This is a genomic window from Pantoea sp. C2G6, from assembly GCF_051336815.1.
Lineage (GTDB): Bacteria > Pseudomonadota > Gammaproteobacteria > Enterobacterales > Enterobacteriaceae > Pantoea.
Window position 1 is genome coordinate 199,886 of sequence record NZ_JBGMNJ010000004.1, and the last position, 24,213, is coordinate 224,098.

Below are 24,213 nucleotides of genomic sequence, written 5' to 3' on the forward strand. Positions count from 1 at the left end.
TTTCTGCGCCATTGTTGGGTGATCCGGTTTACTTATATGCTGTCTCTATCGAAGGGCATCCGCACTTCACCAGGTCGATTAAGGGGCAGAATATGATTGAGCAAAGATTGTCAGAACAACGCGGTGTCGGCGATCACGGCTGGCTGAATTCCCGTCACACTTTCTCCTTCGCCAATTACTGGGACCCAAAGCAGGCTGGCTTTTCCGACCTGCTGGTCATCAACGATGATCGGGTGGCGAAAGGGCGCGGTTTTGGCGCTCATCCTCATAGCAACATGGAGATTATCTCCTATGTGCTGGAAGGCGCGCTGGCGCACAAAGACTCAATGGGAACCGGTTCAGTTATCGTCCCCGGTGATGTGCAGCTGATGAGCGCCGGTAGCGGGGTAACGCACAGCGAGTTTAACCACTCAGGTACCGAGGGGGTGCACTTCCTGCAAATCTGGGTGGTTCCCGCCGAAAAGAATACCCCGCCGGGCTATCAGCAGGTTTCGGTGAGTGAAGCGGATAAACGTGGCAACCTGCGGCTGATTATTTCACCTGAGGGCGAAAACGGAGCGCTGCGGGTGCGTCAGGACATCCGTATTTACGCCGGGTTATTCCAGGGCGACGAGCAGCAGACGATCACGCTGCCGGATAATCGCTACGCCTATATTCACGTTGCGCGCGGCAGTGTCCGGGTCAATGGCCTGCAATTTAATGCCGGTGACGGAGCGCGTGTCCGTAATGAGAAAACATTGTCATTCAGTCACGGGGAAGGGGCGGAAGTGCTGCTGTTTGACCTTCGGCCGAATGAAGTGAATCATCCGACCCGTTAATATCAGTACTGCGCGGCAGACGCCGCGCAGTTTTTTGCCTTAGTGCGCGCTGAGAAATGCCAGCAGATCCTGATTCAGCTGATCCTGATGCGTCACGGCAAAACCGTGTGGCGCATTGTCATAGACCTTCAGTTCCGCTCCCTCAATCATCTCCGCCGCCACTTTACCGGTCGACTCAAACGGCACCACCTGGTCGTTACTGCCGTGGATCACCAGCGTCGGCACCTTCACTTTCGCCACGTCAGCCCGGAAATCGGTTTCGGCGAAGGCGGTGACGCAATCCACCGTACTTTTCAGCGAGGCCAGTAGCGCGATATTCAGCGTCTGGGTCAGCACGCCGTCGGATACTGTCTGTCCGGCATTAAGACCATAAAAGGGTGTCGCAAACTCTTTAATAAACTGGGCGCGATCTTTCAGCAGGCCATCACGAATGCCCTCGAACACAGACATCTCCACACCCTGCGGATAGTCGGCGGTTTGCCCAAAGATGGGGGTCACGGCTCCCAGCAGTACCAGCGCGGCGACCCGGTCGCTGCCGTAGCGGCCAATATAGCGTGTGACATCGCCGCCGCCCATTGAGAAGCCGACCAGCGTCACCTGCTGCAAATCCAGATGGGTGATCAGATCGTTGATGTCAGAGGCAAAAGTATCATAATCATTACCGGTCCACGGCTGGTCAGAGCGACCAAAGCCACGGCGATCAAAGGCGATGACCCGATAGCCGCGCTCCGCCAGGAAATTCATCTGGCTATCCCACATATCGGCATCCAGCGGCCAGCCGTGGCTGAACAATACGGGCTTACCGGTGCCCCAGTCTTTAAAGTAGATGGTCGTGCCGTCGATGGTCTTGAATGTGCTCATGGTATTGCCCTCTGTCTGTCGTGATGGATAAAAGGATGGCGGATCGCCGTTCAGCCTGGCGCCACCAGATACCGGACCTCAGGCGGATGGTCGCCCTGATCAAACCCGCCGTCAGCTTGCTCGTGCAGGGTAAAGGCAGGCGTATCATCAATAGTAATCTGGTATTTATAATTCACCATTACCTTGATGTTTCGTAGAGGATAAACGGGGCTAGCGGTTTAACCGTGCCATCGTACATCGCGGAATGCTTCTGATCAGGGGGCAGAGGGTGGGGCTGGCTAATGGCAAGCCTGTTCCTGGGGCTGATTGATAAAGGGACAGAACAGGTGTGCGAAGCCGTTAAGGTCCCTGTTTATAGTTACAACATACTAATTTTTCTTCAACTCCGCTTCAACCACAGCGGCGGACTTGCTACGTAATAAAATTCACGGGCTGCTTACCAGCGTTCCGTTCCCGTTCGCTTATCAGAGCAATCGTGTTGCCAGTAAGCAGAACCTCGTGTGTAAAGGCGGCAGCTGTTCCACACGGTAAAAAGTCATTACATTTTAAAAAAATATTAACATTCAATCAGTAACGCAGATAAGCGTAGCGGTATCGATGGCGGGGCTGTTAATCCTCACTAAGCTGAAGTGTCAACCCTATTTGAAACAGGGATATTTTTCAGCCGGATACACCTCAAGAGGCTTATATGAGCGAAAATTACTGCACCATTATTTACAATGGTGAGCGGTTAAAAGGGTTAGCCGATCAGCCCCTGATTGATTTTCTTGATGCACAGGGAAAAAAGTTACCTCATGTTTGCTACCACCCGGCGTTAGAACCTCTGCAAAGCTGCGATGTCTGCTGGGTTGACGCCAACGGGGAGCGGGTCAGGGGGTGCACACTGCGGACGCAGGAAGGCTTGTCGGTGCAGAGCGAGGGCGTGGAATTAAAGGCCGCGCAGCAGGAAGGGATGGATCGCCTGCTTAACCGCCATGAGCTTTACTGCACCGTCTGCGAACACAATACCGGCGACTGTACCCTGCATAACGCCGTGGCAGATATGCACATCCCGATTCAGTATTATCCGCATCAGCCCAAACCTTACGCGAAAGATCACTCCAACCCCTTTTATACTTACGACCCTGACCAGTGCATTTTATGCGGCCGCTGCGTCGAAGCCTGTCAGAATGTCGAGGTCAACGAAACGCTGTCGATTGACTATACCCAGGCGCATCCGCGCGTCCTGTGGGACGGCGGCACTGAAATCGCCGGTTCCAGCTGCGTCAGCTGCGGACATTGTGTCACGGTCTGCCCCTGTAACGCGCTGCTGGAAAAAACCATGCAGCCAGACGCCGGTCCGTTCACCGCGATGGATGAGGGGCTGAAACGTCCGCTGATCGACTTTGTGAAAACGCTGGAAAACAGCATCGGCATGGAGCCGATCACCGGCGTATCAAAAATTGATGTCGCGTTGCGCCAGGCTGAAATCAAACGAACTAAAACCGTCTGTACCTACTGCGGAGTGGGGTGCAGTTTTGAAATCTGGACCCGCGATCGCCATATTTTGAAAGTTCAGCCGGTCGCCGAGGCACCGGCAAACGGCATCTCTACCTGCGTAAAAGGCAAATTTGGCTGGGATTTCGTCAACAGCCCGGAGCGCCTGACCACGCCCCTGATCCGCGAGAATGGCCGGTTCCGGCCTGCCAGCTGGGATGAAGCGTTGCAGCGCGTAGCCGACGGATTGCAGGCTGTCGCCCGGCAATATGGCGGCGACGCCATCGGCTTTATCGGCTCCAGCAAAGGAAGTAATGAAGAAGCTTATCTGACGCAGAAAATCGCCCGACTTATCTTTGGCACCAATAACGTCGATAACTCCTCGCGCTACTGTCAGAACCCGGCGACAGAAGGGCTTTTCCGCACGGTGGGTTATGGCGGCGATGCCGGGACGATAGAGGATCTGCAACAGACGGATCTGATCGTGCTTGTGGGCAGTAATCTCAGTGAAAACCATCCGGTTATCGCCTCGCACATCAAACAGAGCCACAAGCACAAGGGGCAGAAACTGCTGGTTGTTGATCCCCGCCGCCATGAGATGGCGGATCGGGCTGACTGCTATCTGCGTATCCGTCCCGGCTCCGACCTGGTCTGGGCCTCGGCGATGGCGAAATATATGTTCGACCAGGGTTACGCCGATGACGTTTTCCTGGCGCAGCGGGTGAATCAGGTTGAGGAGTACCGCGCATCACTCGCGCCCTTCACGCTGGCCTTTGCCAGTGAGATCTGCGGCCTGAGCGAAACTCAACTTACCGAAGCCGCGGAGATGATCGGCCAGGCGGGTAGCGCCTGTATCTTGTGGGCAATGGGGATCACGCAGCATAGCCACGGTGCCGACACCAGTACGGCGCTCTCCAATCTGCTGCTGGTCACCGGCAACTATGGCCGACCCGGCACCGGCGGCTATCCGATGCGCGGGCATAATAATGTGCAGGGCGCGAGTGATTTCGGTTGCCTGAGTAATCTCTATCCGGGCTATGAGAAAGTCAGCGATACGGCAGTGCGGGAGAAATGGGCGCGCGCCTGGGGTGTGTCACCTGAAGCGTTATCTGATAAGCCAGGTGCGGATAACTTTAAAATGGTGCAGCACGCCCATGAGGGCAAAATTCGCGCGATGTATATCACCGGTGAGGAGACCGCCTTTGCCGATGCGGACTCCACCTCAGTGCATGAAGCCTTCAGCCGGCTGGATTTTATGGTGGTGCAGGATATTTTCATGACCCGCACCGCTGAGTTCGCCGATGTGGTCCTGCCCGGTTGCCCGAGCGTTGAGAAAGAGGGAACCTACGTCAACACTGAGCGACGCATCCAGCACTTTTCACCGGCGATGTCACCGCTGGGAGATAGCCGCCCGGACTGGCAAATCTTCACCGATCTGGCGGCCCGACTCGGTCATCCGTGGCGCTATCCTAATCCAGGCGCGATCATGGCTGAGGCGGCGGGCATCGCGGAAATCTTCGCTGGCGTCAGTTATGAGCAACTGGTCGGCTGGCAGTCGCAGCTCTGGCCGGTCAGCGCAGACGGAAAAAGCACGCCGCTGCTCTATACCGAGCGCTTCAATTTCCCGGATGGCAAAGCGCGACTCTATCCGCTGAGCTGGCAGCCGCCAGCGGAGCAGGAGGATGCAGAGTTTAACCTGCTGCTGAACAATGGCCGGATGCTGGAACATTTCCAGTCAACCAACCAGACCGGGCAGGGCGGGCGCATGATGTCGCTGTCGCCCAACGCTTTTGTTGAAATCTCACCGGAGCTGGCCGCTACGCGCGCGCTGAACGAAGGGGAGTGGGTGCAGATCACCTCACGGCGCGGTTCGCTGGATGTGCCGGTGGTGATTACCGATCGCGTGGCCGGGAACGTGCTGTTTATGCCGATCCACCACGGCAAAGAGGGCGTCAATGCCCTGACCGGGGAACATCACGATCCCGACGTGAATACGCCTGCCTATAAAGAGATCGCCGTCAACATGAAGCGCGTTGACCGCCGGCCTCAGCCCGACCCTATTCCGCGCCATAACTTCCGCTATGGCAACCGTACTCCGCTGGACCATCTGCCGGTTGAGCAGAAATGGCAGCAGGAGGGGTATCGTGAGCCGCCTGAACACGTTGAAAAACCGGAGAAATTCTAATGGCAGAACGGATGAAATATCAGGTCACGCCCACGCGGACTGAACCCACCGCCAGAGAGGCGATGGATGAGCTGATTGAAAATCTCCACCAGCATGGCTTTCTGCGGCTGGCCAACGACCTGGTGAAGTCCAACAGTGAGGTGGGTAAGATTCTGGTTTCCGGCCTCAATCAGCCGGGAACGCAGAGCGCGTTACAAAACCTCTCACTGCTGATGATGACGCTGGGCAGCGTGCCGCCGGAGCGGTTTAACCATCTGCTGCTGGCGCTGCGTGACGCGGCGATGGCGGTGAAGCCAGAGCGCGATGAGGCCCACAAAGATAAAGCCGCGCCAGGGATCCGCGGCATTATCCGCTTACTGAATGATGAAGAGCTATGGCGTGGTCTGCGACCGATCTTTGCTGCGCTGGAAGTTTTCTCGCAGCAAATCGATCGTGAAGAACAGAAGCCAATTACCCGCTTCAGCGGCAAACCCAGCCGGGAGTAGCGGGCTTATCGGCTTGGGGTGTAGACCAGATGACCGGCTACACCCCCGGCACCGCCATCTTTGGGATGATTAATGCCATCAGAGACTGGCACATCGGGGAAATCGAAGGGGGAGATGCCCTCCAGGCAGGCGACGTTAACCCCAAACTGATCGGGTTGCGAACGGCTCTGATGAAAGGTGTAGATACCGCAGACTGAGCAGAAGTAGTGGCCCACCGCCTTACTGTTAAAACGATATTCTGTCAGCTGCGCTTCGCCCTGGGTCACTTCAACCTGAGTAGCGAATACCACCACCGCGCCGCGCATCCGGCAAAACGAACAGTTGCAGCGACGCACCGTGTTAAAACCGTCTTTCAGCGTCACCCTGAATGCCACTGCACCACAGTGGCATTGTCCCGTCATTTCATCTTGCATTGCGATCTCCTGAAGAAGTGGATTATGCCTCCTTTCAGCCTGGGCCAGAGTCGGTGATTTGTCAGCAGCAGGGCGGATTCACGCTGATGCACACCTATGCCCGCGCCACTAAACCCGTCTGACCCAGCGCCGTCCGGCAATCACCGTCAGCGCCACAATGGTCACACCGGCCGCCAGATGCATTGAAAAATCGATCATATGCAGATGCGTGTCGTGGCATAACGACAGCAGCATGGAGGAGGCAAAAGCACTGCCGCAGCCCGACAGGGCCAGCGTCCGCGCCGGATGGAGCGAGCGGGTGCGGCTAAGTGCGATCACTGAGATCAGCACCATCGGCAGGCTGGCCGACAGCATAAACAGATAGCAGTGAATCCCCTCACCAAACCGGCTGGAACCGATAGGTGCGGTTGTAAAAGACATATTAACCAGATTCAGCGCCAGCCAGCTTACCGCCAGCAACAGCGGCCAGCGCAGGCCGGGCGGCTTTCTTCCCGCGATGCTGAGCGTAAAAGCTGCCGCCAGCGCGCTGCCGGCAATCAGCAAGGAGAGCAGCAGGGCAATTAACGCCGTCACCGCGCCAGGCTGAGACCAGTCGGTCAGGCTGCTGTGAAACGCCCAGCTGCTGAATGCACCGCCCGGCAAGGCCACGGCGAGCCAGCCCGCGACACGCCAGGCGGTCGGCCAGAGACGCCGCACCGGCAGCGCCGTCTCGCTGAGTTGATCAATTAACAGATCATGACTTCTCATGATGACCCCTGCCATATTTACGAAGATTAACCATTGCGCGATGCAACAGCGCTTTGACCGCAGAGAGAGACTGATTGGTTTCCGCCGCGGCCTGGGCCAGACTCTGCTCACGCAGATGAACTGATTCAACGATCTCCCGCTGGCGCAGCGGCAGATGCGCTAAATAGCCGGAGAGCGCATCCGGGTCGGTGAGTTCGGGCTGTTCCGCGGTCTGCCGCTCCAGCTCCTCCTCAGCCTGCACCTCCTGACGCCGCCCCTGTTGCCGCAGGGCGTCAACGGTCCGGGCTGAGGCGATTGCGCTGATCCACGGCATGATGGGGCGCCGGGGATCATAGGTGTGTCGTACCCGATGTATTGCCAGCAACGTCTCCTGGATCACATCCTCAACCAGCACTTCGTCACGGATTTTTTTGCACACCAGTGCCCGGATGGCCGGAACCATCGCTTTCAGTACCTGGTTATAGGCCGCTCTGTCACCCGCCTGGGCACGCGCCATTAATGCTGGCCACGGCCGGGCGCGTGGATCAGTTTCTGACATCGCGCATCAGCACGCTGACAGGTTGCGCCGGAGAGATGCCATCAAATCGTCTCATCAGTAGCCTCAGATTTTCTTTCCTTTTTCCGTTGCCTGATCCAGCGCCGAAATCACAATGCCCGGTGTCAGCACCTGTGGCAGCACCACCGGCTTGCCACCATCGGCGGGATAGACCACATAGAGCGGTAATCCACCGCGGCCGAAATCACTCAGCGCCTGCTCAACATCGGGATTGTATTTGGTTGAATCGGCGACCATGTAAATGGTGCTGGTTCGCGCCATCGCCGCTTTCACCGCCTGCGTCGATAATGATGTGCGATCGTTTACCTGGCAGGTAATGCACCAGGAGGCGGTAAAGTTCACCAGGATAGGCTTGCCCTGGCCTTTAATCGCATCGACATTCTGCGGTGACCAGGCCACCGCCGCAGCCGCCTGCGCAGCGGCATCCGTTTCCGGGGCTTCGGCCGCAAAGCGATCCAGGTTGATCAGCGGCAGAGCGACCAGCGCCAGGAAGAGGGCGGTGGCGGCGTGCAGCCAGCCATGACGCTGGCCCATCATACGGCGTTTCTGCGCCATGCCATACAGCCAGGCCGCGAAGCTCAGCAGCAGGCAGCAGGCCAGAATCGCCGCCAGCGCCGCCGATCCTGCCTGACGCTCCAGCACCCAGATTAACCAGCCGACCGCGCCCAGCATCGGAAAAGCCAGGCCCTGTTTCAGCGTGTTCATCCAGGCTCCCGGTTTCGGTAAAATCCGCGCCAGCAGCGGGAAAAAAGAGATCAGGGTAAAGGGCGCGGCAAAACCCAGCGCCAGCGCTATAAAGATCACCAGACTCACCAGCGGAGGCTGGGTCAGGGCGTAGCCCACGGCGCTGGCCATAAAGGGCGCGCTACAGGGTGTGGCGACAATGATCGCCAGCGCGCCGGTCAGGGCTGAGCCTGCCAACCCGCCGCGATCGCTTCCTACTTCGCCGACCCGCTGAATCGACAGTCCGACTTCAAACAATCCAAGCAGATTCAGTGCTGAGCCCAGCATCACCAGGATTAGCGCGGCGATCACCAGCGGGGACTGGAGCTGGAATCCCCAGCCAACCGATGCGCCTCCGGCCCTGGCGAGCAGCAGCACTGCCGTCAGGGCAACCATGGTCACGACGACGCCCAGCAGAAACGCCAGGCCTTCAGCGCGTGCCTTTGAAGGTGTGTCATGATGGCGGATCAGGCTCAGCGCTTTCAGCGAGATCACCGGAAAGACGCAGGGCATAAGGTTGAGAATAATGCCGCCGAGAAAGGCGGCCGCAATGGCTGTCAGCATGGTGAACCTGCTCAGAAGATGAAGTTATGCCGGATTGGCCTGACGATATTTTTTAACGGCATCCATCGCTTTCTGGATATGCGCGTCGGGGTTTTTATCGGTGTAGCTGAGCAGGATTTTGCCATCCGGTGCGATGACATAAGAGGTACGGTCTGACAGCTTCTGACCTTTCATCTCCATGGTGCTTTTGTACTCGGCAGCGACTTTCGCGCCCGGATCGGCGGCGACGGTAAATTTGTCACGGCATTCGAGTTTCGAGAATTTAGCAATCTGATCGGTATTACCGGCGGTGACACCAATCACCGTCGCCCCCTGTTTGCTGAACTCATCGGTCGCTTCAGCAAAGTCATGGGCTTCCAGCGTACAGCCTGCACTGAAAGCGGCGGGGAAAAAGTAGAGCACCACCGGACCTTTCTGCAGGGCCTGTTTCAGGGAGAACGTGGTCGCTTTACCTGCCAGTGCCGCGTCCAGTTTAAAGTCTGGTGCTTTCTCACCAACCTGTAAGGCAGCAAAGGCGGAGGTAACCGGCACGCTCAGGGCCAGCAGCGTCGCGACGGCCAGGGTTTTCAGGGTGTTTTTCATTGGCTTTACTCTCTCCATTGACGATCAGACGGGGTTGTCTGACGTCCCTGATAACAGGTTCGTTTAAAACGCCAAAAAGTTGCGCTTTTTTTAGAATTTTTTTAACGATTTTTTCGTAATATTTTGTCGCAATGTTACTGCGGCTGACCGGGCTTTAAAGCTGAATCGAGTTAGCTTGGGGCGATAGATCTCACAAAAACAGCGGTAATATTGCGTTTCATGACACGCTATCTGTGAGTTATCTCGCAATATCACCGCTAAACAGCGGTCATTTCCCGGCAGGTGAGCCTCATCACGTTTCTTTTTGACCCCATTCAGTAAATTTCCCTTATGGAATGAAAAAACGATTCAGCTAATGGGGTAAAAATGAAAACTAAACTGGCATTAACGGCGATAGCTTTACTGGTTTCAGGTTCGGCCGCGGCAAAAACCTGGGTGCTGACCAGCGCTGAACAGGGCATCGAGCAAGGAAACTGGCAAATCTCCAGCAGTGAGCTGAAGTTGCAGGGTAAGCCGTTCAGCATCGAGCAAAAAGTACTGCACGGTGGCAAACAGGAAGGCAGTAAAATTCTGGTGATCCGCAGTCAGGAAGGGCTGACGATCACCCTGAGTCCTACCCGTGGCATGAATTTACTGCGGGTTGAAGGATTCGGCACCCGGATGGGCTGGGATTCGCCCGTCAAAGAGGTGGTCAATCCGGCGTTCATGAACCTTGAAAGCCGTAACGGCCTGGGCTGGCTGGAAGGTTTCAACGAAATGATGGTGCGCTGCGGCTACGAATGGACCGGTCATCCGGTGACCGATGAGGGCAGGATCTATACGCTGCATGGCAAAGCCGGTAATACGCCGGTCTCTCAGCTGGAAGTCGAGGTCGCCGATGCCGCCCCACACGAAATTCGCGTTCGCGGCCTGATTAAAGAGAGCACGTTCAAAAAGGCTGATTTACAGACCATGACCGAGCTGCGTTATATCCCTGGCAGCAACAGTTTCAGCCTGCACGATGTGTTAACCAACCACGCTGACTATCCCCACGATTATCAGATCATCTATCACAGCAACTTCGGCACGCCGATTCTGGAAGAGGGCGCACGCTTCCTGGCACCGATGTCCGCTATCAGCCCCTTCAACGATTACGCCAAAGCGGGCTTAAAAGAGTGGCAGACCTATAAAGGCCCGACCAAAGATTTTGATGAGATGGTGTTTAACATCAAGCCGCTTTCCGACAGCAATCACCAGACGGTGGCCGCGGTGGTCAACAAGGCCGGGAACAGCGGGGCGTCGATTCAGTTCGACACCCGTCAGCTACCGCTGCTCACCTTATGGAAAAACACCGACACCCTGAAACAGGGCTACGTCACCGGCATTGAGCCTGGCACCAGTTACGCCTATCCGGTCACGGTCGAACGTGAACAGAAGCGCGTGAAGCAGTTACAACCCGGTGCCAGTACTGAATTTGATTTGACCTATACCCTGCTGCACAACAGCCAACAGGTGAATGACGTTGAGAAGCGGATTAAAACAATTCAGGGCGACACCAAAATTGATGAGAGCGAGACGCCAATAGCCAAAGAGTAATCGCCGGGATAAAAATCCTGATTAACGTCCGCCGGGCGTTTCAGGATTTTTATCTGACTGATACTCTTCAGTTTTGCTGATTGATCTGAGGTGAAGAGTGATTTCAAAAGAGAGTGCTGAGCACTATAACTGGGGTGAGGCCTGCGACGGCTGGTATCTGATGAAGCGAGAGGACATGCTCATCATCCATGAAAAAATGCCACCCAATACGCAGGAGCAGCGCCATTTTCATGCCGTTTCCCGTCAGTTTTTCTTTGTACTCGAAGGCGTGCTGACCATGGAACTGGAGGGGAAAACCCATCAGATCGCCGCCAGGCAGGGGATCGAGATCCCGCCAGCAGCCAGACACCAGGCCAGGAACGACGCTGAAGTGCCGGTTGAGTTTATCGTTATTTCTCATCCCAGCACGCGCGGCGACCGCACCGATCTGCCGGCATAAGGTAAACAGACCGTCATGACGGTTGATGTGACGGTCTTTTCCCTGTGCCTTTTGTCGCTGCTGCTGTTTTCGGTCATATCCTGTTATGGTTTAAATCCCTTTATTACATGAGGATAGCGAGATGATAGTCAGGACATGGCATGGGTGCGTACCGCTCCGGCACGCAGAAGATTTTGCACGCCATTTGCAAAAAACTGGCGTGGAACATTCCAGGGGGACACCGGGGAATCTGGGAGCCCTTGTACGCAGAGAGACACAGGGCGATTGGGAGCATTTCTTTCTGGCGACCTACTGGCGGGATCTGGCGGCGGTAAAAGCTTTTGCAGGCGAACAGTATCAGGTCGCAGTCACTTATCCCGATGATGAGCAATTTGAATTACTGTCTGACCCCTACGTCTTTCAGCACCAGGTTGAGAAGGTCTCTCCTTTATAGGGATGGGTAAGCTGTTGCTACAAAACGACCTTACCACACCTAAAAAACTGGCCTATGCTGTAAAACCATTACTTTTCAGCCACAAGGATTTAAGACCATGTATAGCCATGTCGTTGTTGGTGCCAAAGATATGAATAAGTCAAAAGGGTTTTACGACGCGATTTTTGCTTATGTTGAGCTGGATGATCAAGGTTATGACCAGCTGGAGCGGCCTTTCTACCGACAAGGAAAACAGCGGTTCATCATTACCAAGCCGATTAATGGTGAGGAAGCGACATATGCTAACGGTGGCACCATCGGTTTTGAGTTACCCAGCGCCGAAGCGGTTCATGCCTGGCATAAAGCCGGTGTGGAGAACGGCGGTACGTCAGCAGAATCTCTGCCTCATACCCGCCCGGATGGCAAATGCATCGCTTATCTCCGGGACCCGGTTGGAAACAAACTCTGCGCCTTTGCCCAGACCGCTGTCTGACGCGGCTGCCCCGGCGATTGTTACTGCCGGGGTTCTCCTTAGTCCAGGGGGCGTTGCTGAAAGCACGTGCCTGGTAACGGCAGAATAAAGCAGGGGGCTGACACTCTCTTAGTCTTCGCATTATCGAATGTAAGAGTTCTGTTATGAACTGCTTTTCTTAGCCAACGCTGACACATAAGCATCGCCCCACAGGCGACACTCCTTTTTGGATTTGTCTATCTCAAGGCAGAGATTTACATCCTCGTCGAATCCACGCTGCGTCAGCTCTAACGCAGACGAACATTCCCGAAGAAGCTCCAAGTTTTGCTTGTGGTGATGCTGCCAGGCTGCTACCGCAGCCTGAGCTTCTGGTGAGCAATCTTCGCGCGCCATTGCAGCAATAATTCCGCCTGATGCCACGTAATCCTCAATACAGGGACGGAGACTGCCATCGGGCCAGAGTTCTCCGCATGGGATAACCAGAACACGCCTGAACGAGCGGCAGGCATTCGCAGTAGCAGACAGGTTTCTAAAACAACCGCTAAAAACTGCTATCCCTGCGTCCCTTGCCTTGAACGAAACGGCAGATCCGTTAGGCGATGGGAGTACCAGCTTTTCACCATTGCTTATGTTCCTGATCGAAGCTGGCGACAAAGTGTAGCCTTCACCACTGAATCTTCTGTCCGGGCTCGCTGTACTGGCTCCGATCTTCATACCATATTCAATGGCGGACGCATCTTTCCATGGATACGGATAGATACAGGCACCATTATTGACAGCCAGACTGACGCACGTTGAAAACGACATAACGTCCACAACGACAGCACAGTCGACTTCCCCGGCAAGATGCTCTACAGCGGATAGGCCCCACTCAAGACGAACTTCAAATTTTCCCTGACTGAACCACTGCACAATGCTTTCTCCGTGATAGGTTACCGGTGAGATTAATTTAACATAAGATAGATTATGCGCACTAAAAGTATGCCCCCCAGTAAGCTACGCCCGGCACACACTCAACTGATTTTCAGCTGCGCCCGCGCAGTATAAAAACGGCGGTACGACAAATAGGCCGCGATAATGGTTGATATGCTGGCGGTTCCCATCAGCATAAAGGTCACCATAATCTGGTATTTGATCGCCTTAACCGGATCGACACCCGCAAAAATCAGCCCCGACATCATGCCGGGTAAACTCACCAGCCCCACGGTTTTCGCCGCATCAACCGTGGGGATCATGGCTGCCCGGATGCTGTCTCGTATTAACCGCGCGGAGGCCCGTTTCACGGATGCCCCCAGGCTCAACATCTCCAGAATCTTTTGCTGATTGTCGCTGAACCGCTGATTCAGGTTGCTGTAGCATAAACCCACCGCCACCATCGCGTTACCGGCGATCATGCCAGAGATGGGGATCACCTGCATGGGAATAAACTCAATGGCACCACTCAGCACCAGAATCGTCAGCGTCAGTGCCGTTCCGCTGGTAATAGCGACAAAAGAGATCATCAGGGCATGATCGATATTGCGGCTGCGTTTACGCGCGTTAAGCGCCGCATTAATGCAGATAAACAGCACCATCAGGATGGTCAGCCAGCGATTGTTGAGATCAAAAATCGACTTCAGCACATAGCCGACGATGACTAACTGCACTATGGCCCGACATACACTCCAGATAATATCTTTGCTCATGCCGAGCTTCTCTTTCTGGCTGATAAGCAGCGCTATCATCACCAGCATCAGGGAAAGTAACAGTGAACTATCGGTAATATTATACTGATTCATCGGTTTCTCTTCGTTCCGGGGCCGTAAGCTGTAACACGTTTTCAGCCTGGCGTATCTCATTCACGTCGTGGCTGATCCACACTACCGCCAGCTGCTGTTGCTGCACATGATGCTGAATCAGTTGCTGGATCAGCCGCTTATTCTCTTCATCCAGCGCGCTGGTCACTTCATCCAGCAGCAAAATTTTTGGCATAAATTGCAGGTTACGCAGCAGCCCTACCCGCTGTTTCTCCCCACCCGACAGCTGCCCGACCTTTTTATCCAGCATCCCGGCGTCGAGATTCACGCTCTCTAACGAAGCGATCAGCGCCTCGCGTGCGGGATGCTGCTGGCGAATCTGCCACGGCAGCGCGAGATTGTCGTATACCGTGTCACCGAACAGTTGTGGCGTCTGAAAGACGTAGGAGACCTGCTGGCGATAGTGTTCAGCTTTTATTTCCGCGATATTGCGGTTTTCAAAGCGGATCTCTCCCGCTGTCGGCGCCAGCAGTGAGGATAAAATCTTTAACAAGGTACTTTTGCCACTGCCGGAAGGTCCGTTGAGCAGCAAAAAATCACCGGCATTTAATTGCAGTGAAACAGGTGCCAACAGGGTCTGGCCTTGCAGAGCATAGGTTACTCCCTGCACATCAAGCAGGGGAAAATCGCTGGTCATTATGGGTTCCATCATAGCGTCATGAGGTGGTGGCTTTACGCGCCCCGTACCGCGCAAGGCGTGATAGATTGCGTGAGCTTTCACATAAACCCGCCGATCATCTCATCTCTTTTCAGGGTTCACATCTCTTCTTTTCACCCCTTCAGCAATCCTCTTCTGGGACGCTTTAAAACCCTTGCCTGCTGACAGGCTTAGTGACGTACTTCACTTATCGCTATATAATCCAGTGCATATCGAAATGTGAGGACATAATGATCAAACGCTTCTGGCAGCTCTGTACGCTCGCTTTACTGATACTCCTTCCGCTTACGTCGCAGGCATCACGCCAGATCACCGACCAGACTGGCCGCCAGGTGACGATCCCTGACCGTGTCGATCGCGTCGTTGTACTTCAGCATCAGACGCTCAACCTGCTGGTCCAGATGAATGCCACAGACAGGATTGTCGGCGTCATGGCTAACTGGAAACAACAGCTTGGTGAGGGTTATGCCCGGCTGGCACCGGAACTGAATCAGAAGGCGGCGCTGGGCGATCTGACCCATGTCGATCCTGAGAAACTGGTGGCGCTGCATCCGCAGGTAGTCTTTGTCACCAACTATGCGCCACAGGAGATGATCGACAGCATCAGCGCGCTGGGTATCCCGGTGGTGGCCATCTCTCTGCGGCATGACGAACCGGGCGATAACAGAAAAATGAACCCGACCCTGACCGATGAAGAGATCGCTTATGACCGGGGTTTACGCGAGGGAATCACGCTTATCGGTGAGATCGTCAACAAACCCGCAGAAGCGCAGGCGCTGATTAAGGCAACCTTTCAGGGGCGCAAACGGGTCAGCGACCGCCTGAAGGATGTGCCAGCGAATCAGCGTGTACGTGCTTATATGGCAAACCCGGCGCTGACTACCTACGGCTCCGGTAAATATACCGGCCTGATGATGGCGCATGCCGGTGCGGTCAACGTCGCGGCAGCGACCGTGACAGGCTTCAAAAGCGTGTCGATGGAACAGGTTATCGCCTGGGACCCGCAGGTGATTTTCGTGCAGGATCGCTATCCGTCGGTGGTTGATGAGATCAAAAACTCACCGCAGTTGCAGACGATTAATGCGGTAAAAAACCATCGGGTCTATCTGATGCCGGACTACGCCAAAGCCTGGGGCTATCCGATGCCGGAAGCGATGGGTCTCGGTGAATTATGGATGGCGAAAAAACTCTATCCGCAACGGTTTCAGGATATTGATATGCGCAAGCTGGCCAATGACTGGTATCAGCGCTTCTACCGCACCACCTATCAGGGAACCGACTGATGCGGGTGCTGGCAGCAGGCAGTCTGAGGCCGGTATGGCCAGCGCTGATGGCACACTTTCCTGAGCCGGTGGAGAGCTGTTTTGCTCCTGCCGGGCTGCTGCGTGAGCGAATTGAAGCTGGTGAGTACTGCGATCTCTTTGCTTCAGCCAGCGATGAGCATCCGAATAAATTGCTGGGTGATGGGCGGGCGCGTTCCGTTGTGCCCTTTGCCACCAATATTCTCTGTCTGACAGTACGCAGCGATCTGCCTGAGCCGGATGATGACTGGCACAGTCTGCTCACTCGCCCTTCGCTGCGGATAGCCACGTCAACGCCGGGAGCCGATCCTTCCGGTGACTACGCCCAGGCTCTTTTCAGCCGGATGGGAAAGGCCGGTGAGGCCGTTCGCCAGCGCGCACAGCCCCTGGTCGGTGGACGGGACTCCGCTCCGATTCCGGCGGGCAAACTGGCGGCGGAATGGATTATTCAGCAGGATCAGGCGGATATTTTCATCGGCTACGCCAGCTATCGTGCAGCCCTGTCTCAGATTGCCGGGCTGTCGGTAATGACCATCCCGGCAGCCTGGAACCCTGTTGCTCACTACGCCTGTGCCGTTATTACGCCACAGGCAGAACGGCTGGCCGCGTTCTTAGGCTCAGAGCAGGCAAAAACGCTGCTGCGAAAAGCGGGATTTGGCTGTTAGCCGCAATCCGCTCTGGCTTTGCTGCACTGCCGTTGTGGCTGGCATCAGAACTCTTCCGGCTCGCCCGGCAGCGGCTCGGTCAGCTCCTGCCCTTTGACACCGGCATAGGTAATCACCAGTTCCGCTGGCTCCTCAAGGGTATAACCGCGATGGGCACTGTTAACCGTTTCATTCAGTGCTTCACCAGCGTGAAAAGTCTGCTGTTCGCCACTCTGTTTGTCCTCAACAATCAGCGTGCCGGAAAGAACAAACGCCGCGTTCGGCATCGGATGGGTATGCCAGGGCAATGAGGTATGCGCAGGCAGTGACAGACGCATCACGGTGAGTTCCGGCTGACCCGCCGGATAAGATTCAATCCGTTCGCCGTTCCATGCCTCGCTGCTGCGCATCACTTCAACGGCGGTAATCTGGTTCTCATCTTGCTTCGACATAGTGAATCCCTGTTAATCATCAATGAAATGCCCTAAGAGCGGGCTCTGAAGTTTAGAAGAGAATTGTCTGGCTGGCCGCCGCATTTGTGGTGGATTGATTAATTAACCGGTTGCGACATAACAAAACACAGTGGCTGTTTAGTGACCAATATTCTGCATGTAGTTATAAGTTATATCTGTCAGTGAGTACGCATCAGCGTCATTCTGTATTATCTTTGATGCCATCTACTATCTGAGGGATTTCTGATAATGAAAGGTCTGTTCACGGCGTTACTCGCCAGTTCTGTTTTATTATTATCTGCCTGCTCGAAAGACGACGATAACAAAGTCAAAGTCGCAATTAACACCGGGCCGGATGAAGCGATCTGGCAGGTGGTACAGCAGGTCGCTAAAGATAAATATAAACTTGATGTGGAAGTGCTCAACTTCAATGATTATGTGCTGCCTAACGAAGCACTGAATAATAAAGAAGTGGATGCTAACGCATTCCAGAGCCTGCCTTATCTGGAAGCGCAATCAAAGGAGCGTGGCTACAAATTTGCCGTCGTCGGTAAAACCTTTGTATTCCCGATTGCCGCCTATTCACACAAAATCAAGAACATCAGCGAGTTGCAGGATGGCTCGACCATCACCATCTCTAATGAAGCCACCACTCTGGGACGCAGCCTGCTGCTGCTTCAGCAACAGGGACTGATTAAACTCAAAGATGGCGTTGGCTATTTACCGACCTCACTGGACATTACCGAAAATCCAAAGCATCTGAAGCTGGTTGAAGTGGATACCCCACAGCTGACCCGTACGCTGGATGATCCCAATGTCGTGCTCTCGATCATCAATACTAACTTCTCGGCGCAGGCGGGATTATCCGCTCACCGCGACGGTTTATTTATGGAAAGCGCCTCTTCACCTTATGTCAACGCGCTGGTATCCCGTGAAGAGAATAAAGACAGCGATAAAATTCAGAAGCTGAAAGCCGCATTACAGTCACCGGAAGTGGCGGCGAAAGCGGAAGAAGTTTACAAGGGCGATGCCATTAAAGGCTGGTAACCGCTAACGGTAATCCATCGTCAAAAGGCCGCATCGTCAATGATGCGGCCTTTTTTGTCCCCGCTTTTCACTCTTTAGCCATGTGTTGAGGCTGAACGCTTACGCGGCCGCACCCTTTGGCTGAGCGGACAGATGCCCGGCCCACAGGCTGGCTACCCACTTCACGCCTTTCGAGGTGAAACGTGCCTGAGAGAAAGCGTGCTGGTTTTCACCTGTACCGGTATGCAGCGTGAAATAGCCCGCCTGCAAATGATAGTGCTGCGGCGTCAGGATCCCTTTGGCACGGTACATAATGTTCCGTTCCAGCAGAAACTGGCGGAACTCCGGCTCTTTCACTTTCAGCATCTTGCAGAGCTGACGAAAGCCCAGCGAATCATTGACCTCGACATAGCTATCAAAAAAGGCCGCCTTGGGTGCCGAGAGCGCCAGCTGCTGCTCCGCGGCCTGACGCTGTTCAAACTGCTCAGCCCAGGCGCGCGCCGCTTCCGCCGGATTGGTAAAGTCAGGCAGATGAGAGGTTTTTTCACGATCCTGCCAGCGATCCAGCACTTCTGCGGTAAAGCCCGGTGATAAACGTGCCACAGCCAGCAGTGAGTCACGTTTGTTCAGACGGTACTCCTGACGCAGCTCCCCTTCCCGCTCATAGTCATTAACGTTGATCGGTTGGGAGAGACGCTGAGCCGTCTCAAGGCTTTTGATTAACCGCTTAACTTCTCCATGCGTGATGCCGGTTATCTGAGCCAGCTCACGGCTGCTCATGGTGACCGATTGTTCCAGAGATTTGAGGCTTTGAGTCGAAATCATCATGGGTTCACCCCTCACTAACGCTACCAATACCCAACGGGCAGTAGATTAATTATACAAATACCTGTTCAAATATCCAGTATTTTATTTAAGCAATCGCTTAACTGGAACCGGTCTCGTAATCAGGCACTATCCCGCAGGATTAACAGCCATGCTGCGGTTTCGGAGGGAGGGGCATCGGTGAAACTCACAGGCTGCCGGTCATAGCTTATTCACATAAAATCACAATGATGGACACAGACCCTTTACATTACAGTATAGTAATAACGATCAGCGGCTTAACGGCCTTCTGAACTCAACCTATTGATTCGGGGAGCGGCGATGGTCGCTACCGCCGGATGTTATCTTTTACTGGAGTAAGTCATGCAGCCGTTAAAAGTCGCCTTTATTAAAGCCAACTGGCACAGCGAAATTGTGTCCCAGGTTCTGGTCGGATTTGAGCAGGAGCTTGAGAACCGCGGTACACCCTATGAGATGAAAACCTGGGATGTGCCGGGTGCATTTGAGATGCCACTGCTTGCACAGCGTCTGGCACAGACCGGTAACTATGATGCGATTGTCTGCGCCGCACTGGTGGTCGATGGCGGCATCTATCGCCATGACTTCGTGGCGCAGGCGGTGGTAAGTGGCCTGATGCAGGCGCAGCTGGCGACGAACGTGCCGATCTTTTCCGTCTCGCTGACGCCCCATAATTTCCAGCCAGCGGCAGAGTTTATCGATTTCTATACCCAGCACTTCGTGAAAAAAGGCCAGGAAGCGGCGCGCGCGGTCAGTCAGATCCACGCACTCGAACTCTGATCCGCTACGGGCGGCTCCTGTGCGAGCCTCTTTGCATGAATGGTTTCAGATTTCGCCTTGGTCTCTGAGCTGCTAAGGAGCAGAAGATGGAAAAATCCCGTCCGCCTTTACCGCCGTTTACCCGGCCAGAACAGGCGATTGAAAAAGTGCGGCTGGCGGAAGATGGCTGGAACAGTCGCGATCCTGAGCGGGTATCGCTGGCCTATTCGGTTGAGAGTGAATGGCGTAATCGCGATACGTTTCTCACCGGACGCGCGCAGATAAACACCTTTTTGCAGCAAAAGTGGCAGCGGGAGCAGCAATACCGGCTGATCAAAGAGCTGTGGAGTTTCCATCAAAACCGGATTGCGGTGCGGTTTGCCTATGAATGGCATGATGAGCAGCAGCAGTGGTATCGCTCATACGGCAATGAGAACTGGGCGTTTGATGAAGCGGGTCTGATGACGCAGCGCTTCGCCAGTATTAATGATTTGAAAATCAGCGAGGCGCAGCGGCTCTTTCACTGGCCGCAGGGGCGTCGTCCTGACGATCATCCGTCGCTCAGCGAACTCGGATTATAACCTTCAGCGGAGAGCAGTGCTCTCCGCTGCTCATGCCTTATCCCTGCTGGTCTTTATTCTCGACAAAAGTCGCTTTGTTGCGGGTCACGGTGTAAGCCACTTTTTTAACATCGTTAGGTGACGTGGTCACTTCTACCGGCGCAATGGTCACGCGACCAATACCAAACAGTGTCGGAACATAACCGCCAATCTGATGCTTACCGGCTGGCACATGCAGCAGCATGCTTTTGCCGTTGGGCAACTTACCGGCTTCTTTACCGTCTACGGTCAGGAAAACGCTGGAGCCGTCATCGGCGCGGGTCTTGATATGTGACACATCAATCTGGGTCGGGCCAGCAGCAAATTCATCGGGCGCATCGGTGGCGGTGTGTTTAGCACAACCGGTCAATAACGCAGCAGCCGTCGCAACGGCAAGAGTAAAACGATAAGGCATGGGGGCACTCTTTCTCCTGATGTTAAGAACCCTCTATTTTAGCGCTTTGCCTGGCGGATGTAAGGGGCCTGACGGTCGGTATGCTCTTAAAAAAGCGCCGAAACACCCCCTGAAACAGGTATATTTATGTAAAGAATATTTACTGAATAAATACACAGTCTTTTTGTCTGCTGACCGCAGAGTTTTAACTCACTGAACTGCCTGGATTTAAGCCTGTAGCGGCCTGGAATAAGCGCAGCGTCAGGCTGGCCCGCCGTGAGTTTATCCCGGTTTACCCCCTGTTAATTTGTTGTTATCAGGTTCATAGTAGTCACTCATCCCCGGTCAACACCGGCGGCCTTTCCCTCACCAGAGGGCACGATATGCATTCTCATACTACCGATACTGTTTGTGCGATAACCGGCACCCATCCCGCGAATCTGAAACGCTGGATGAAGCAGGGTTTACTGACGCCGCAACAGAGTCTCAACAGCTGGAGTGACGATCACCTCAGCGAAATCCGTAACCTGGTTGGATTAACCGCAACCGGCGCCACTCTGGATGAAATTCGCCAGGGTCAGCAGTCTGCCACCACGGTGTCTACCTATGGCTGGGCGGCGCGCAAAGGCGATATGCTCTGGCAACTGGAGTTTGGTACGCCGTTATCGCTTTCACGGCATATGCACCATATGTCCAGCGACTACAGCGGCGACGATTTCGTTATCAACCTGCTGCGTCCGTTAAGCATCTGGCTCCATGCCGATCATCGTCAGGGCTCGTCACGACGCCTTGATCGTTTTGAGCATATGGTTCAGCAGCAGGCGGATAAAGTCATGCGCCTCTCATCACGCAGTGGCTCTGCGATACCGCTGTTTCTGGAAGCGGTCAGCGTGCGTGACAAAACGGAAATCTGGCTGGAAGCCATTCGCCTGACCGCAATGGGTTTTCATGTTGAAGTGGACACCGGCATTAACGGGCAGCCTGCATCGAAGGCTGAACTCCATCAGCATCATGTGATGTGGTGTGGTGCGGGTATCAGTCAGCTGATGCAGGACTATTTTGAACAGCAGCGTCATGCCGGTCATCCGGTGATGCTGAGCGGCCCCGATTGTAAACTGCACTATAGCGAAAGCGGCGCATCTTCCGCTGCCTGATAGCAGGCAGCCCCCTTCTCCCGCTGTTTCCCTGACCCGCTGATTATTTTCCGTTAAGAATCTCTTAAGATGAGTCCGTATACTGGTGCTTCAAATCTGACTCATTGACGAGACTATTATGAAAAAGCACTTACTGACACTCAGCCTGTTCCTGCTGCCACTGACCTTTACCGCGGCTCAGGCTGCCCCTGCTCCTGGCGGTTGTGCAGCGAAAAAGCAGGAGATTGAAACTCAACTCGCCTTCGCCCGCCAGCACCATAACGCCCATCAGGTTGCGGGCCTGGAAAAAGCACTGCGTGAAGTCGATCAGCACTGCACCGAAAGCGGCCTGCTGAAGCAGCGACAGGAAAAAGTGTCCGAGAAAAAATTCAAAGTGCAGGAACGCGAACAGGAGCTGGCGAAAGCCAGGGCTGAAGGACGCAGCGCCAGTAAGATCCAGAAGCGTGAGGCTAAGCTGGCTGAAGCGCGCCAGGAACTGAAAGAAGCTGAACAGGCTTTACAGCACTGATTTCAGCGGGCCCGCTGACACCGCGGGCCCGCCTGTTTTACCCTGCCGCCCCTTTACTGACCCTCCACTGCTAACCCTCTGATAAGCCAGCTCTATTCTCAGCCAATTCATTACTTAATGTAATCCTTTGATTACTTATTCTCATGCACTTAATTGGTGCAGCAAAGTCAATATCGTTGAGATCAATTATTTAACTTTTTGAACGTCTTCAAAGATTTGAAAGATAGCGATATTTTGCTTCTATGCAGAAACCAGGCACTCAGAATGCATTTTTATTCGATAGCTGGCCTGATTTGGCGGCAGCTATTCACTCCGGCGGCGCTGAATCGGGGGCGGCGCGCGTTTTAGCGTGCCTGCATCACCATCTAATTTGTTTCAGGAGTGTTAGATTATGTCGGCACCAAACAAGGTGCTCTCTCTCCACGGTTGCACACAATAAATAACTTCATTAAGAAAGGTTTGTTATGGATAAGTTATCTTATGCGTCTGAAAGCAGTACATCTGCCTGGTCCACCTACTTACAACAAATCGACCGGGTTGCGCCCTATTTAGGCGATCTTTCACGTTGGATAGATACTTTGCGTCATCCAAAACGTGCACTGATTGTCGATATTCCTCTCCAGATGGATGATGGCTCGATTCGCCATTTCGAAGGCTATCGCGTTCAGCACAACCTTTCGCGCGGGCCGGGTAAAGGCGGTATCCGTTATCACCCGGATGTTGACCTTAACGAAGTGATGGCGCTCTCCGCGTGGATGACCATCAAATGTGCGGCGGTAAACCTGCCCTATGGCGGTGCCAAAGGCGGCATCCGGGTCGATCCTTTCAAACTCTCCGACGGTGAACTTGAGCGTCTGACGCGCCGCTATACCAGCGAAATTGGCATCATCATCGGGCCGCAAAAAGATATTCCTGCGCCAGACGTCGGCACCAATGGCAAAGTGATGGCGTGGATGATGGACACCTACTCCATGAACCACGGCACCACCATTACCGGCGTTGTCACCGGTAAACCGATCCACCTTGGCGGCTCACTGGGCCGTGAAAAAGCCACCGGTCGCGGCGTATTCGTTACCGGACGTGAAGTGGCGCGCCGGGCCGGTATTGAGATTGAAGGCGCGCGTGTGGCGGTTCAGGGCTTTGGTAACGTGGGCAGCGAAGCCGCCCGGCTGTTTGAGGAGGCGGGGGCGCGCGTGGTGGTGATCCAGGATCATACCGCGACGCTGTTTAATGCCGACGGCATCGACATGGCGGCACTTACGGAATGGCAGATCGCCAACAAGCAGATCGCCGGTTTCCCTGGCGCGCAGAACATTGATAAAGAGGCGTTCTGGACCACCGACATGGATATTCTGATCCCGGCGGCGCTGGAAGGTCAGATTACCCGTGAACGCGCTGAAGTGCTGAGCTGTAAAATTGTGCTGGAAGGCGCTAACGGCCCCACCTATCCCGATGCGGATGACATGCTGGCGACACGCGGCATTATCGTGGTGCCGGATGTGGTCTGTAACGCAGGCGGCGTCACCGTCAGCTATTTCGAATGGGTGCAGGACATGGCGAGCTTCTTCTGGAGCGAAGATGAGATCAACCGTCGCTCAGATAAGATCATGACCGACGCGATGGTGCATGTCTGGGAGAAATCGAAAGAGAAATCGTGCTCACTGCGCACCGCGGCCTATATCGTGGCGTGTGAGCGTATTCTGATGGCGCGTAAAGATCGCGGTATCTATCCGGGCTAATCTCTGCGGCGCTGTTGCCTGCAACAGCGCCC

The 24,213-nt window shown here is 54.6% G+C and carries 28 protein-coding genes; 15 read left to right on the top strand and 13 right to left on the bottom strand.

The features are described from left to right. The first annotated feature begins 92 nt into the window (after window positions 1-92). Window positions 93-818, top strand: coding sequence for a pirin family protein (locus tag ACCW71_RS08315; protein WP_436370711.1), 726 nt, complete (start codon window positions 93-95; stop codon window positions 816-818). Window positions 819-857: 39 nt separating this feature from the next. On the opposite strand, the gene ACCW71_RS08320 is transcribed toward ACCW71_RS08315, so the two are convergent. Together ACCW71_RS08320 and ACCW71_RS08325 are read right to left on the bottom strand one after the other, a co-directional pair. Further along, a complete protein-coding gene (locus tag ACCW71_RS08320; protein WP_436370712.1) occupies window positions 858-1,679 on the bottom strand; it encodes an alpha/beta fold hydrolase in 822 nt (273 codons plus the stop codon). A gap of 50 nt (window positions 1,680-1,729) precedes the next feature. Then, window positions 1,730-1,858 carry a hypothetical protein gene (locus ACCW71_RS08325; protein ID WP_436370713.1) on the bottom strand — a complete coding sequence of 43 codons (129 nt, stop codon included), beginning with the start codon at window positions 1,856-1,858 and terminating at the stop codon, window positions 1,730-1,732. Between the two features lie 509 nt (window positions 1,859-2,367). Between ACCW71_RS08325 and fdhF the strand changes: the two genes are divergently transcribed. Both fdhF and ACCW71_RS08335 read left to right on the top strand, forming a co-directional pair. After that, entirely contained in the window at window positions 2,368-5,340 is a 2,973-nt protein-coding gene (gene fdhF / locus ACCW71_RS08330; RefSeq protein ID WP_436370714.1) for a formate dehydrogenase subunit alpha, read from the top strand. Further along, window positions 5,340-5,825 (top strand): DUF1641 domain-containing protein, encoded by a 486-nt coding sequence (locus ACCW71_RS08335; RefSeq protein ID WP_436370715.1) that lies wholly within the window; start codon window positions 5,340-5,342, stop codon window positions 5,823-5,825. Before fdhF ends, ACCW71_RS08335 begins: the two co-directional genes overlap by 1 nt. 5 nt (window positions 5,826-5,830) lie before the next feature. On the opposite strand, the gene ACCW71_RS08340 is transcribed toward ACCW71_RS08335, so the two are convergent. The 5 genes from ACCW71_RS08340 to ACCW71_RS08360 all read right to left on the bottom strand — a co-directional run bounded on the left by ACCW71_RS08340 (window position 5,831) and on the right by ACCW71_RS08360 (window position 9,410). Beyond that, window positions 5,831-6,238 carry a GFA family protein gene (locus ACCW71_RS08340; RefSeq protein WP_436370716.1) on the bottom strand — a complete coding sequence of 136 codons (408 nt, stop codon included), beginning with the start codon at window positions 6,236-6,238 and terminating at the stop codon, window positions 5,831-5,833. Between the two features lie 108 nt (window positions 6,239-6,346). Next, window positions 6,347-6,985, bottom strand: a complete 639-nt coding sequence (locus ACCW71_RS08345) for a DUF1109 domain-containing protein (RefSeq protein ID WP_436370717.1) — start codon at window positions 6,983-6,985, stop codon at window positions 6,347-6,349. Next, window positions 6,972-7,523 carry a sigma-70 family RNA polymerase sigma factor gene (locus ACCW71_RS08350; RefSeq protein ID WP_436370718.1) on the bottom strand — a complete coding sequence of 184 codons (552 nt, stop codon included), beginning with the start codon at window positions 7,521-7,523 and terminating at the stop codon, window positions 6,972-6,974. The genes ACCW71_RS08345 and ACCW71_RS08350 overlap by 14 nt, the downstream gene beginning before the upstream one ends. A gap of 63 nt (window positions 7,524-7,586) precedes the next feature. Further along, window positions 7,587-8,828 (bottom strand): protein-disulfide reductase DsbD family protein, encoded by a 1,242-nt coding sequence (locus ACCW71_RS08355; protein ID WP_436370719.1) that lies wholly within the window; start codon window positions 8,826-8,828, stop codon window positions 7,587-7,589. Between the two features lie 24 nt (window positions 8,829-8,852). Next, window positions 8,853-9,410, bottom strand: a complete 558-nt coding sequence (locus ACCW71_RS08360) for a peroxiredoxin (RefSeq protein ID WP_436370720.1) — start codon at window positions 9,408-9,410, stop codon at window positions 8,853-8,855. A 366-nt stretch (window positions 9,411-9,776) separates the two neighbouring features. On the opposite strand from ACCW71_RS08360, the gene ACCW71_RS08365 reads away from it, so the two are divergent. The 4 genes from ACCW71_RS08365 to ACCW71_RS08380 all read left to right on the top strand — a co-directional run bounded on the left by ACCW71_RS08365 (window position 9,777) and on the right by ACCW71_RS08380 (window position 12,329). Continuing rightward, complete coding sequence (locus tag ACCW71_RS08365) at window positions 9,777-10,985, top strand: aldose 1-epimerase family protein (protein WP_436370721.1); 1,209 nt, start codon at window positions 9,777-9,779, stop codon at window positions 10,983-10,985. 97 nt (window positions 10,986-11,082) lie between these two features. After that, complete coding sequence (locus ACCW71_RS08370; RefSeq protein WP_436370722.1) at window positions 11,083-11,424, top strand: cupin domain-containing protein; 342 nt, start codon at window positions 11,083-11,085, stop codon at window positions 11,422-11,424. A 121-nt stretch (window positions 11,425-11,545) separates the two neighbouring features. Continuing rightward, window positions 11,546-11,857: an antibiotic biosynthesis monooxygenase gene (locus tag ACCW71_RS08375; RefSeq protein WP_436370723.1), complete on the top strand. Its 312-nt coding sequence runs from the start codon at window positions 11,546-11,548 to the stop codon at window positions 11,855-11,857. A gap of 97 nt (window positions 11,858-11,954) precedes the next feature. Continuing rightward, window positions 11,955-12,329: a VOC family protein gene (locus tag ACCW71_RS08380; RefSeq protein ID WP_436370724.1), complete on the top strand. Its 375-nt coding sequence runs from the start codon at window positions 11,955-11,957 to the stop codon at window positions 12,327-12,329. A 141-nt stretch (window positions 12,330-12,470) separates the two neighbouring features. On the opposite strand, the gene ACCW71_RS08385 is transcribed toward ACCW71_RS08380, so the two are convergent. The 3 genes from ACCW71_RS08385 to fetA all read right to left on the bottom strand — a co-directional run bounded on the left by ACCW71_RS08385 (window position 12,471) and on the right by fetA (window position 14,741). After that, on the bottom strand, window positions 12,471-13,220 hold the full coding sequence (locus ACCW71_RS08385) for a 2-phosphosulfolactate phosphatase (protein ID WP_436370725.1): 750 nt from the start codon (window positions 13,218-13,220) through the stop codon (window positions 12,471-12,473). Window positions 13,221-13,321: 101 nt separating this feature from the next. Further along, window positions 13,322-14,086, bottom strand: coding sequence for an iron efflux ABC transporter permease subunit FetB (gene fetB / locus ACCW71_RS08390; RefSeq protein WP_436370726.1), 765 nt, complete (start codon window positions 14,084-14,086; stop codon window positions 13,322-13,324). Next, window positions 14,073-14,741, bottom strand: coding sequence for an iron efflux ABC transporter ATP-binding subunit FetA (gene fetA, locus ACCW71_RS08395; protein ID WP_436370727.1), 669 nt, complete (start codon window positions 14,739-14,741; stop codon window positions 14,073-14,075). The genes fetB and fetA overlap by 14 nt, the downstream gene beginning before the upstream one ends. A gap of 251 nt (window positions 14,742-14,992) precedes the next feature. Here fetA and ACCW71_RS08400 point away from each other — a divergent pair, with 251 nt between their 5' ends. Further along, window positions 14,993-16,045 (top strand): ABC transporter substrate-binding protein, encoded by a 1,053-nt coding sequence (locus tag ACCW71_RS08400; protein ID WP_436370728.1) that lies wholly within the window; start codon window positions 14,993-14,995, stop codon window positions 16,043-16,045. Further along, a complete protein-coding gene (locus tag ACCW71_RS08405) occupies window positions 16,045-16,728 on the top strand; it encodes a molybdate ABC transporter substrate-binding protein (RefSeq protein ID WP_436370729.1) in 684 nt (227 codons plus the stop codon). Before ACCW71_RS08400 ends, ACCW71_RS08405 begins: the two co-directional genes overlap by 1 nt. Before the next feature lie 44 nt (window positions 16,729-16,772). Here ACCW71_RS08405 and ACCW71_RS08410 read toward each other — a convergent pair whose 3' ends face one another. Next, window positions 16,773-17,159, bottom strand: coding sequence for a cupin domain-containing protein (locus ACCW71_RS08410; protein ID WP_436370730.1), 387 nt, complete (start codon window positions 17,157-17,159; stop codon window positions 16,773-16,775). Window positions 17,160-17,408: 249 nt separating this feature from the next. Between ACCW71_RS08410 and ACCW71_RS08415 the strand changes: the two genes are divergently transcribed. Then, window positions 17,409-18,206 (top strand): MetQ/NlpA family ABC transporter substrate-binding protein, encoded by a 798-nt coding sequence (locus ACCW71_RS08415; RefSeq protein ID WP_436370731.1) that lies wholly within the window; start codon window positions 17,409-17,411, stop codon window positions 18,204-18,206. Window positions 18,207-18,305: 99 nt separating this feature from the next. On the opposite strand, the gene ACCW71_RS08420 is transcribed toward ACCW71_RS08415, so the two are convergent. Next, window positions 18,306-19,013, bottom strand: a complete 708-nt coding sequence (locus ACCW71_RS08420; protein WP_436370732.1) for a phage antirepressor KilAC domain-containing protein — start codon at window positions 19,011-19,013, stop codon at window positions 18,306-18,308. Window positions 19,014-19,373: 360 nt separating this feature from the next. On the opposite strand from ACCW71_RS08420, the gene ACCW71_RS08425 reads away from it, so the two are divergent. Both ACCW71_RS08425 and ACCW71_RS08430 read left to right on the top strand, forming a co-directional pair. After that, window positions 19,374-19,808, top strand: coding sequence for a 6,7-dimethyl-8-ribityllumazine synthase (locus tag ACCW71_RS08425; protein WP_436370733.1), 435 nt, complete (start codon window positions 19,374-19,376; stop codon window positions 19,806-19,808). An 86-nt stretch (window positions 19,809-19,894) separates the two neighbouring features. After that, entirely contained in the window at window positions 19,895-20,368 is a 474-nt protein-coding gene (locus tag ACCW71_RS08430; RefSeq protein ID WP_436370734.1) for a DUF1348 family protein, read from the top strand. A gap of 37 nt (window positions 20,369-20,405) precedes the next feature. Here the strand turns inward: ACCW71_RS08430 and ACCW71_RS08435 are convergent, their stop codons facing one another. Further along, on the bottom strand, window positions 20,406-20,801 hold the full coding sequence (locus ACCW71_RS08435) for a hypothetical protein (protein ID WP_436370735.1): 396 nt from the start codon (window positions 20,799-20,801) through the stop codon (window positions 20,406-20,408). A 362-nt stretch (window positions 20,802-21,163) separates the two neighbouring features. Between ACCW71_RS08435 and ACCW71_RS08440 the strand changes: the two genes are divergently transcribed. From ACCW71_RS08440 to ACCW71_RS08450, 3 genes are all read left to right on the top strand, one after another. Beyond that, window positions 21,164-21,934 (top strand): MerR family transcriptional regulator, encoded by a 771-nt coding sequence (locus ACCW71_RS08440; protein WP_436370736.1) that lies wholly within the window; start codon window positions 21,164-21,166, stop codon window positions 21,932-21,934. A gap of 118 nt (window positions 21,935-22,052) precedes the next feature. Then, window positions 22,053-22,442: a DUF1090 domain-containing protein gene (locus tag ACCW71_RS08445; RefSeq protein ID WP_436370737.1), complete on the top strand. Its 390-nt coding sequence runs from the start codon at window positions 22,053-22,055 to the stop codon at window positions 22,440-22,442. 464 nt (window positions 22,443-22,906) lie between these two features. Continuing rightward, window positions 22,907-24,181, top strand: coding sequence for a Glu/Leu/Phe/Val family dehydrogenase (locus ACCW71_RS08450; protein ID WP_436370738.1), 1,275 nt, complete (start codon window positions 22,907-22,909; stop codon window positions 24,179-24,181). The last annotated feature ends 32 nt before the right edge of the window (window positions 24,182-24,213 follow it).

Bases quoted from the DNA above. Each gene is read 5' to 3' on its own strand.
- ACCW71_RS08315 (WP_436370711.1), top strand. From the start codon at position 93: ATGATTGAGCAAAGATTGTCAGAACAACGCGGTGTCGGCGATCACGGC.
- ACCW71_RS08320 (WP_436370712.1), bottom strand. From the start codon at position 1,679: ATGAGCACATTCAAGACCATCGACGGCACGACCATCTACTTTAAAGAC.
- ACCW71_RS08325 (WP_436370713.1), bottom strand. From the start codon at position 1,858: ATGGTGAATTATAAATACCAGATTACTATTGATGATACGCCTGCCTTT.
- fdhF (WP_436370714.1), top strand. From the start codon at position 2,368: ATGAGCGAAAATTACTGCACCATTATTTACAATGGTGAGCGGTTAAAA.
- ACCW71_RS08335 (WP_436370715.1), top strand. From the start codon at position 5,340: ATGGCAGAACGGATGAAATATCAGGTCACGCCCACGCGGACTGAACCC.
- ACCW71_RS08340 (WP_436370716.1), bottom strand. From the start codon at position 6,238: ATGCAAGATGAAATGACGGGACAATGCCACTGTGGTGCAGTGGCATTC.
- ACCW71_RS08345 (WP_436370717.1), bottom strand. From the start codon at position 6,985: ATGAGAAGTCATGATCTGTTAATTGATCAACTCAGCGAGACGGCGCTG.
- ACCW71_RS08350 (WP_436370718.1), bottom strand. From the start codon at position 7,523: ATGTCAGAAACTGATCCACGCGCCCGGCCGTGGCCAGCATTAATGGCG.
- ACCW71_RS08355 (WP_436370719.1), bottom strand. From the start codon at position 8,828: ATGCTGACAGCCATTGCGGCCGCCTTTCTCGGCGGCATTATTCTCAAC.
- ACCW71_RS08360 (WP_436370720.1), bottom strand. From the start codon at position 9,410: ATGAAAAACACCCTGAAAACCCTGGCCGTCGCGACGCTGCTGGCCCTG.
- ACCW71_RS08365 (WP_436370721.1), top strand. From the start codon at position 9,777: ATGAAAACTAAACTGGCATTAACGGCGATAGCTTTACTGGTTTCAGGT.
- ACCW71_RS08375 (WP_436370723.1), top strand. From the start codon at position 11,546: ATGATAGTCAGGACATGGCATGGGTGCGTACCGCTCCGGCACGCAGAA.
- ACCW71_RS08380 (WP_436370724.1), top strand. From the start codon at position 11,955: ATGTATAGCCATGTCGTTGTTGGTGCCAAAGATATGAATAAGTCAAAA.
- fetB (WP_436370726.1), bottom strand. From the start codon at position 14,086: ATGAATCAGTATAATATTACCGATAGTTCACTGTTACTTTCCCTGATG.
- fetA (WP_436370727.1), bottom strand. From the start codon at position 14,741: ATGACCAGCGATTTTCCCCTGCTTGATGTGCAGGGAGTAACCTATGCT.
- ACCW71_RS08400 (WP_436370728.1), top strand. From the start codon at position 14,993: ATGATCAAACGCTTCTGGCAGCTCTGTACGCTCGCTTTACTGATACTC.
- ACCW71_RS08405 (WP_436370729.1), top strand. From the start codon at position 16,045: ATGCGGGTGCTGGCAGCAGGCAGTCTGAGGCCGGTATGGCCAGCGCTG.
- ACCW71_RS08410 (WP_436370730.1), bottom strand. From the start codon at position 17,159: ATGTCGAAGCAAGATGAGAACCAGATTACCGCCGTTGAAGTGATGCGC.
- ACCW71_RS08415 (WP_436370731.1), top strand. From the start codon at position 17,409: ATGAAAGGTCTGTTCACGGCGTTACTCGCCAGTTCTGTTTTATTATTA.
- ACCW71_RS08420 (WP_436370732.1), bottom strand. From the start codon at position 19,013: ATGATGATTTCGACTCAAAGCCTCAAATCTCTGGAACAATCGGTCACC.
- ACCW71_RS08425 (WP_436370733.1), top strand. From the start codon at position 19,374: ATGCAGCCGTTAAAAGTCGCCTTTATTAAAGCCAACTGGCACAGCGAA.
- ACCW71_RS08430 (WP_436370734.1), top strand. From the start codon at position 19,895: ATGGAAAAATCCCGTCCGCCTTTACCGCCGTTTACCCGGCCAGAACAG.
- ACCW71_RS08435 (WP_436370735.1), bottom strand. From the start codon at position 20,801: ATGCCTTATCGTTTTACTCTTGCCGTTGCGACGGCTGCTGCGTTATTG.
- ACCW71_RS08440 (WP_436370736.1), top strand. From the start codon at position 21,164: ATGCATTCTCATACTACCGATACTGTTTGTGCGATAACCGGCACCCAT.
- ACCW71_RS08445 (WP_436370737.1), top strand. From the start codon at position 22,053: ATGAAAAAGCACTTACTGACACTCAGCCTGTTCCTGCTGCCACTGACC.
- ACCW71_RS08450 (WP_436370738.1), top strand. From the start codon at position 22,907: ATGGATAAGTTATCTTATGCGTCTGAAAGCAGTACATCTGCCTGGTCC.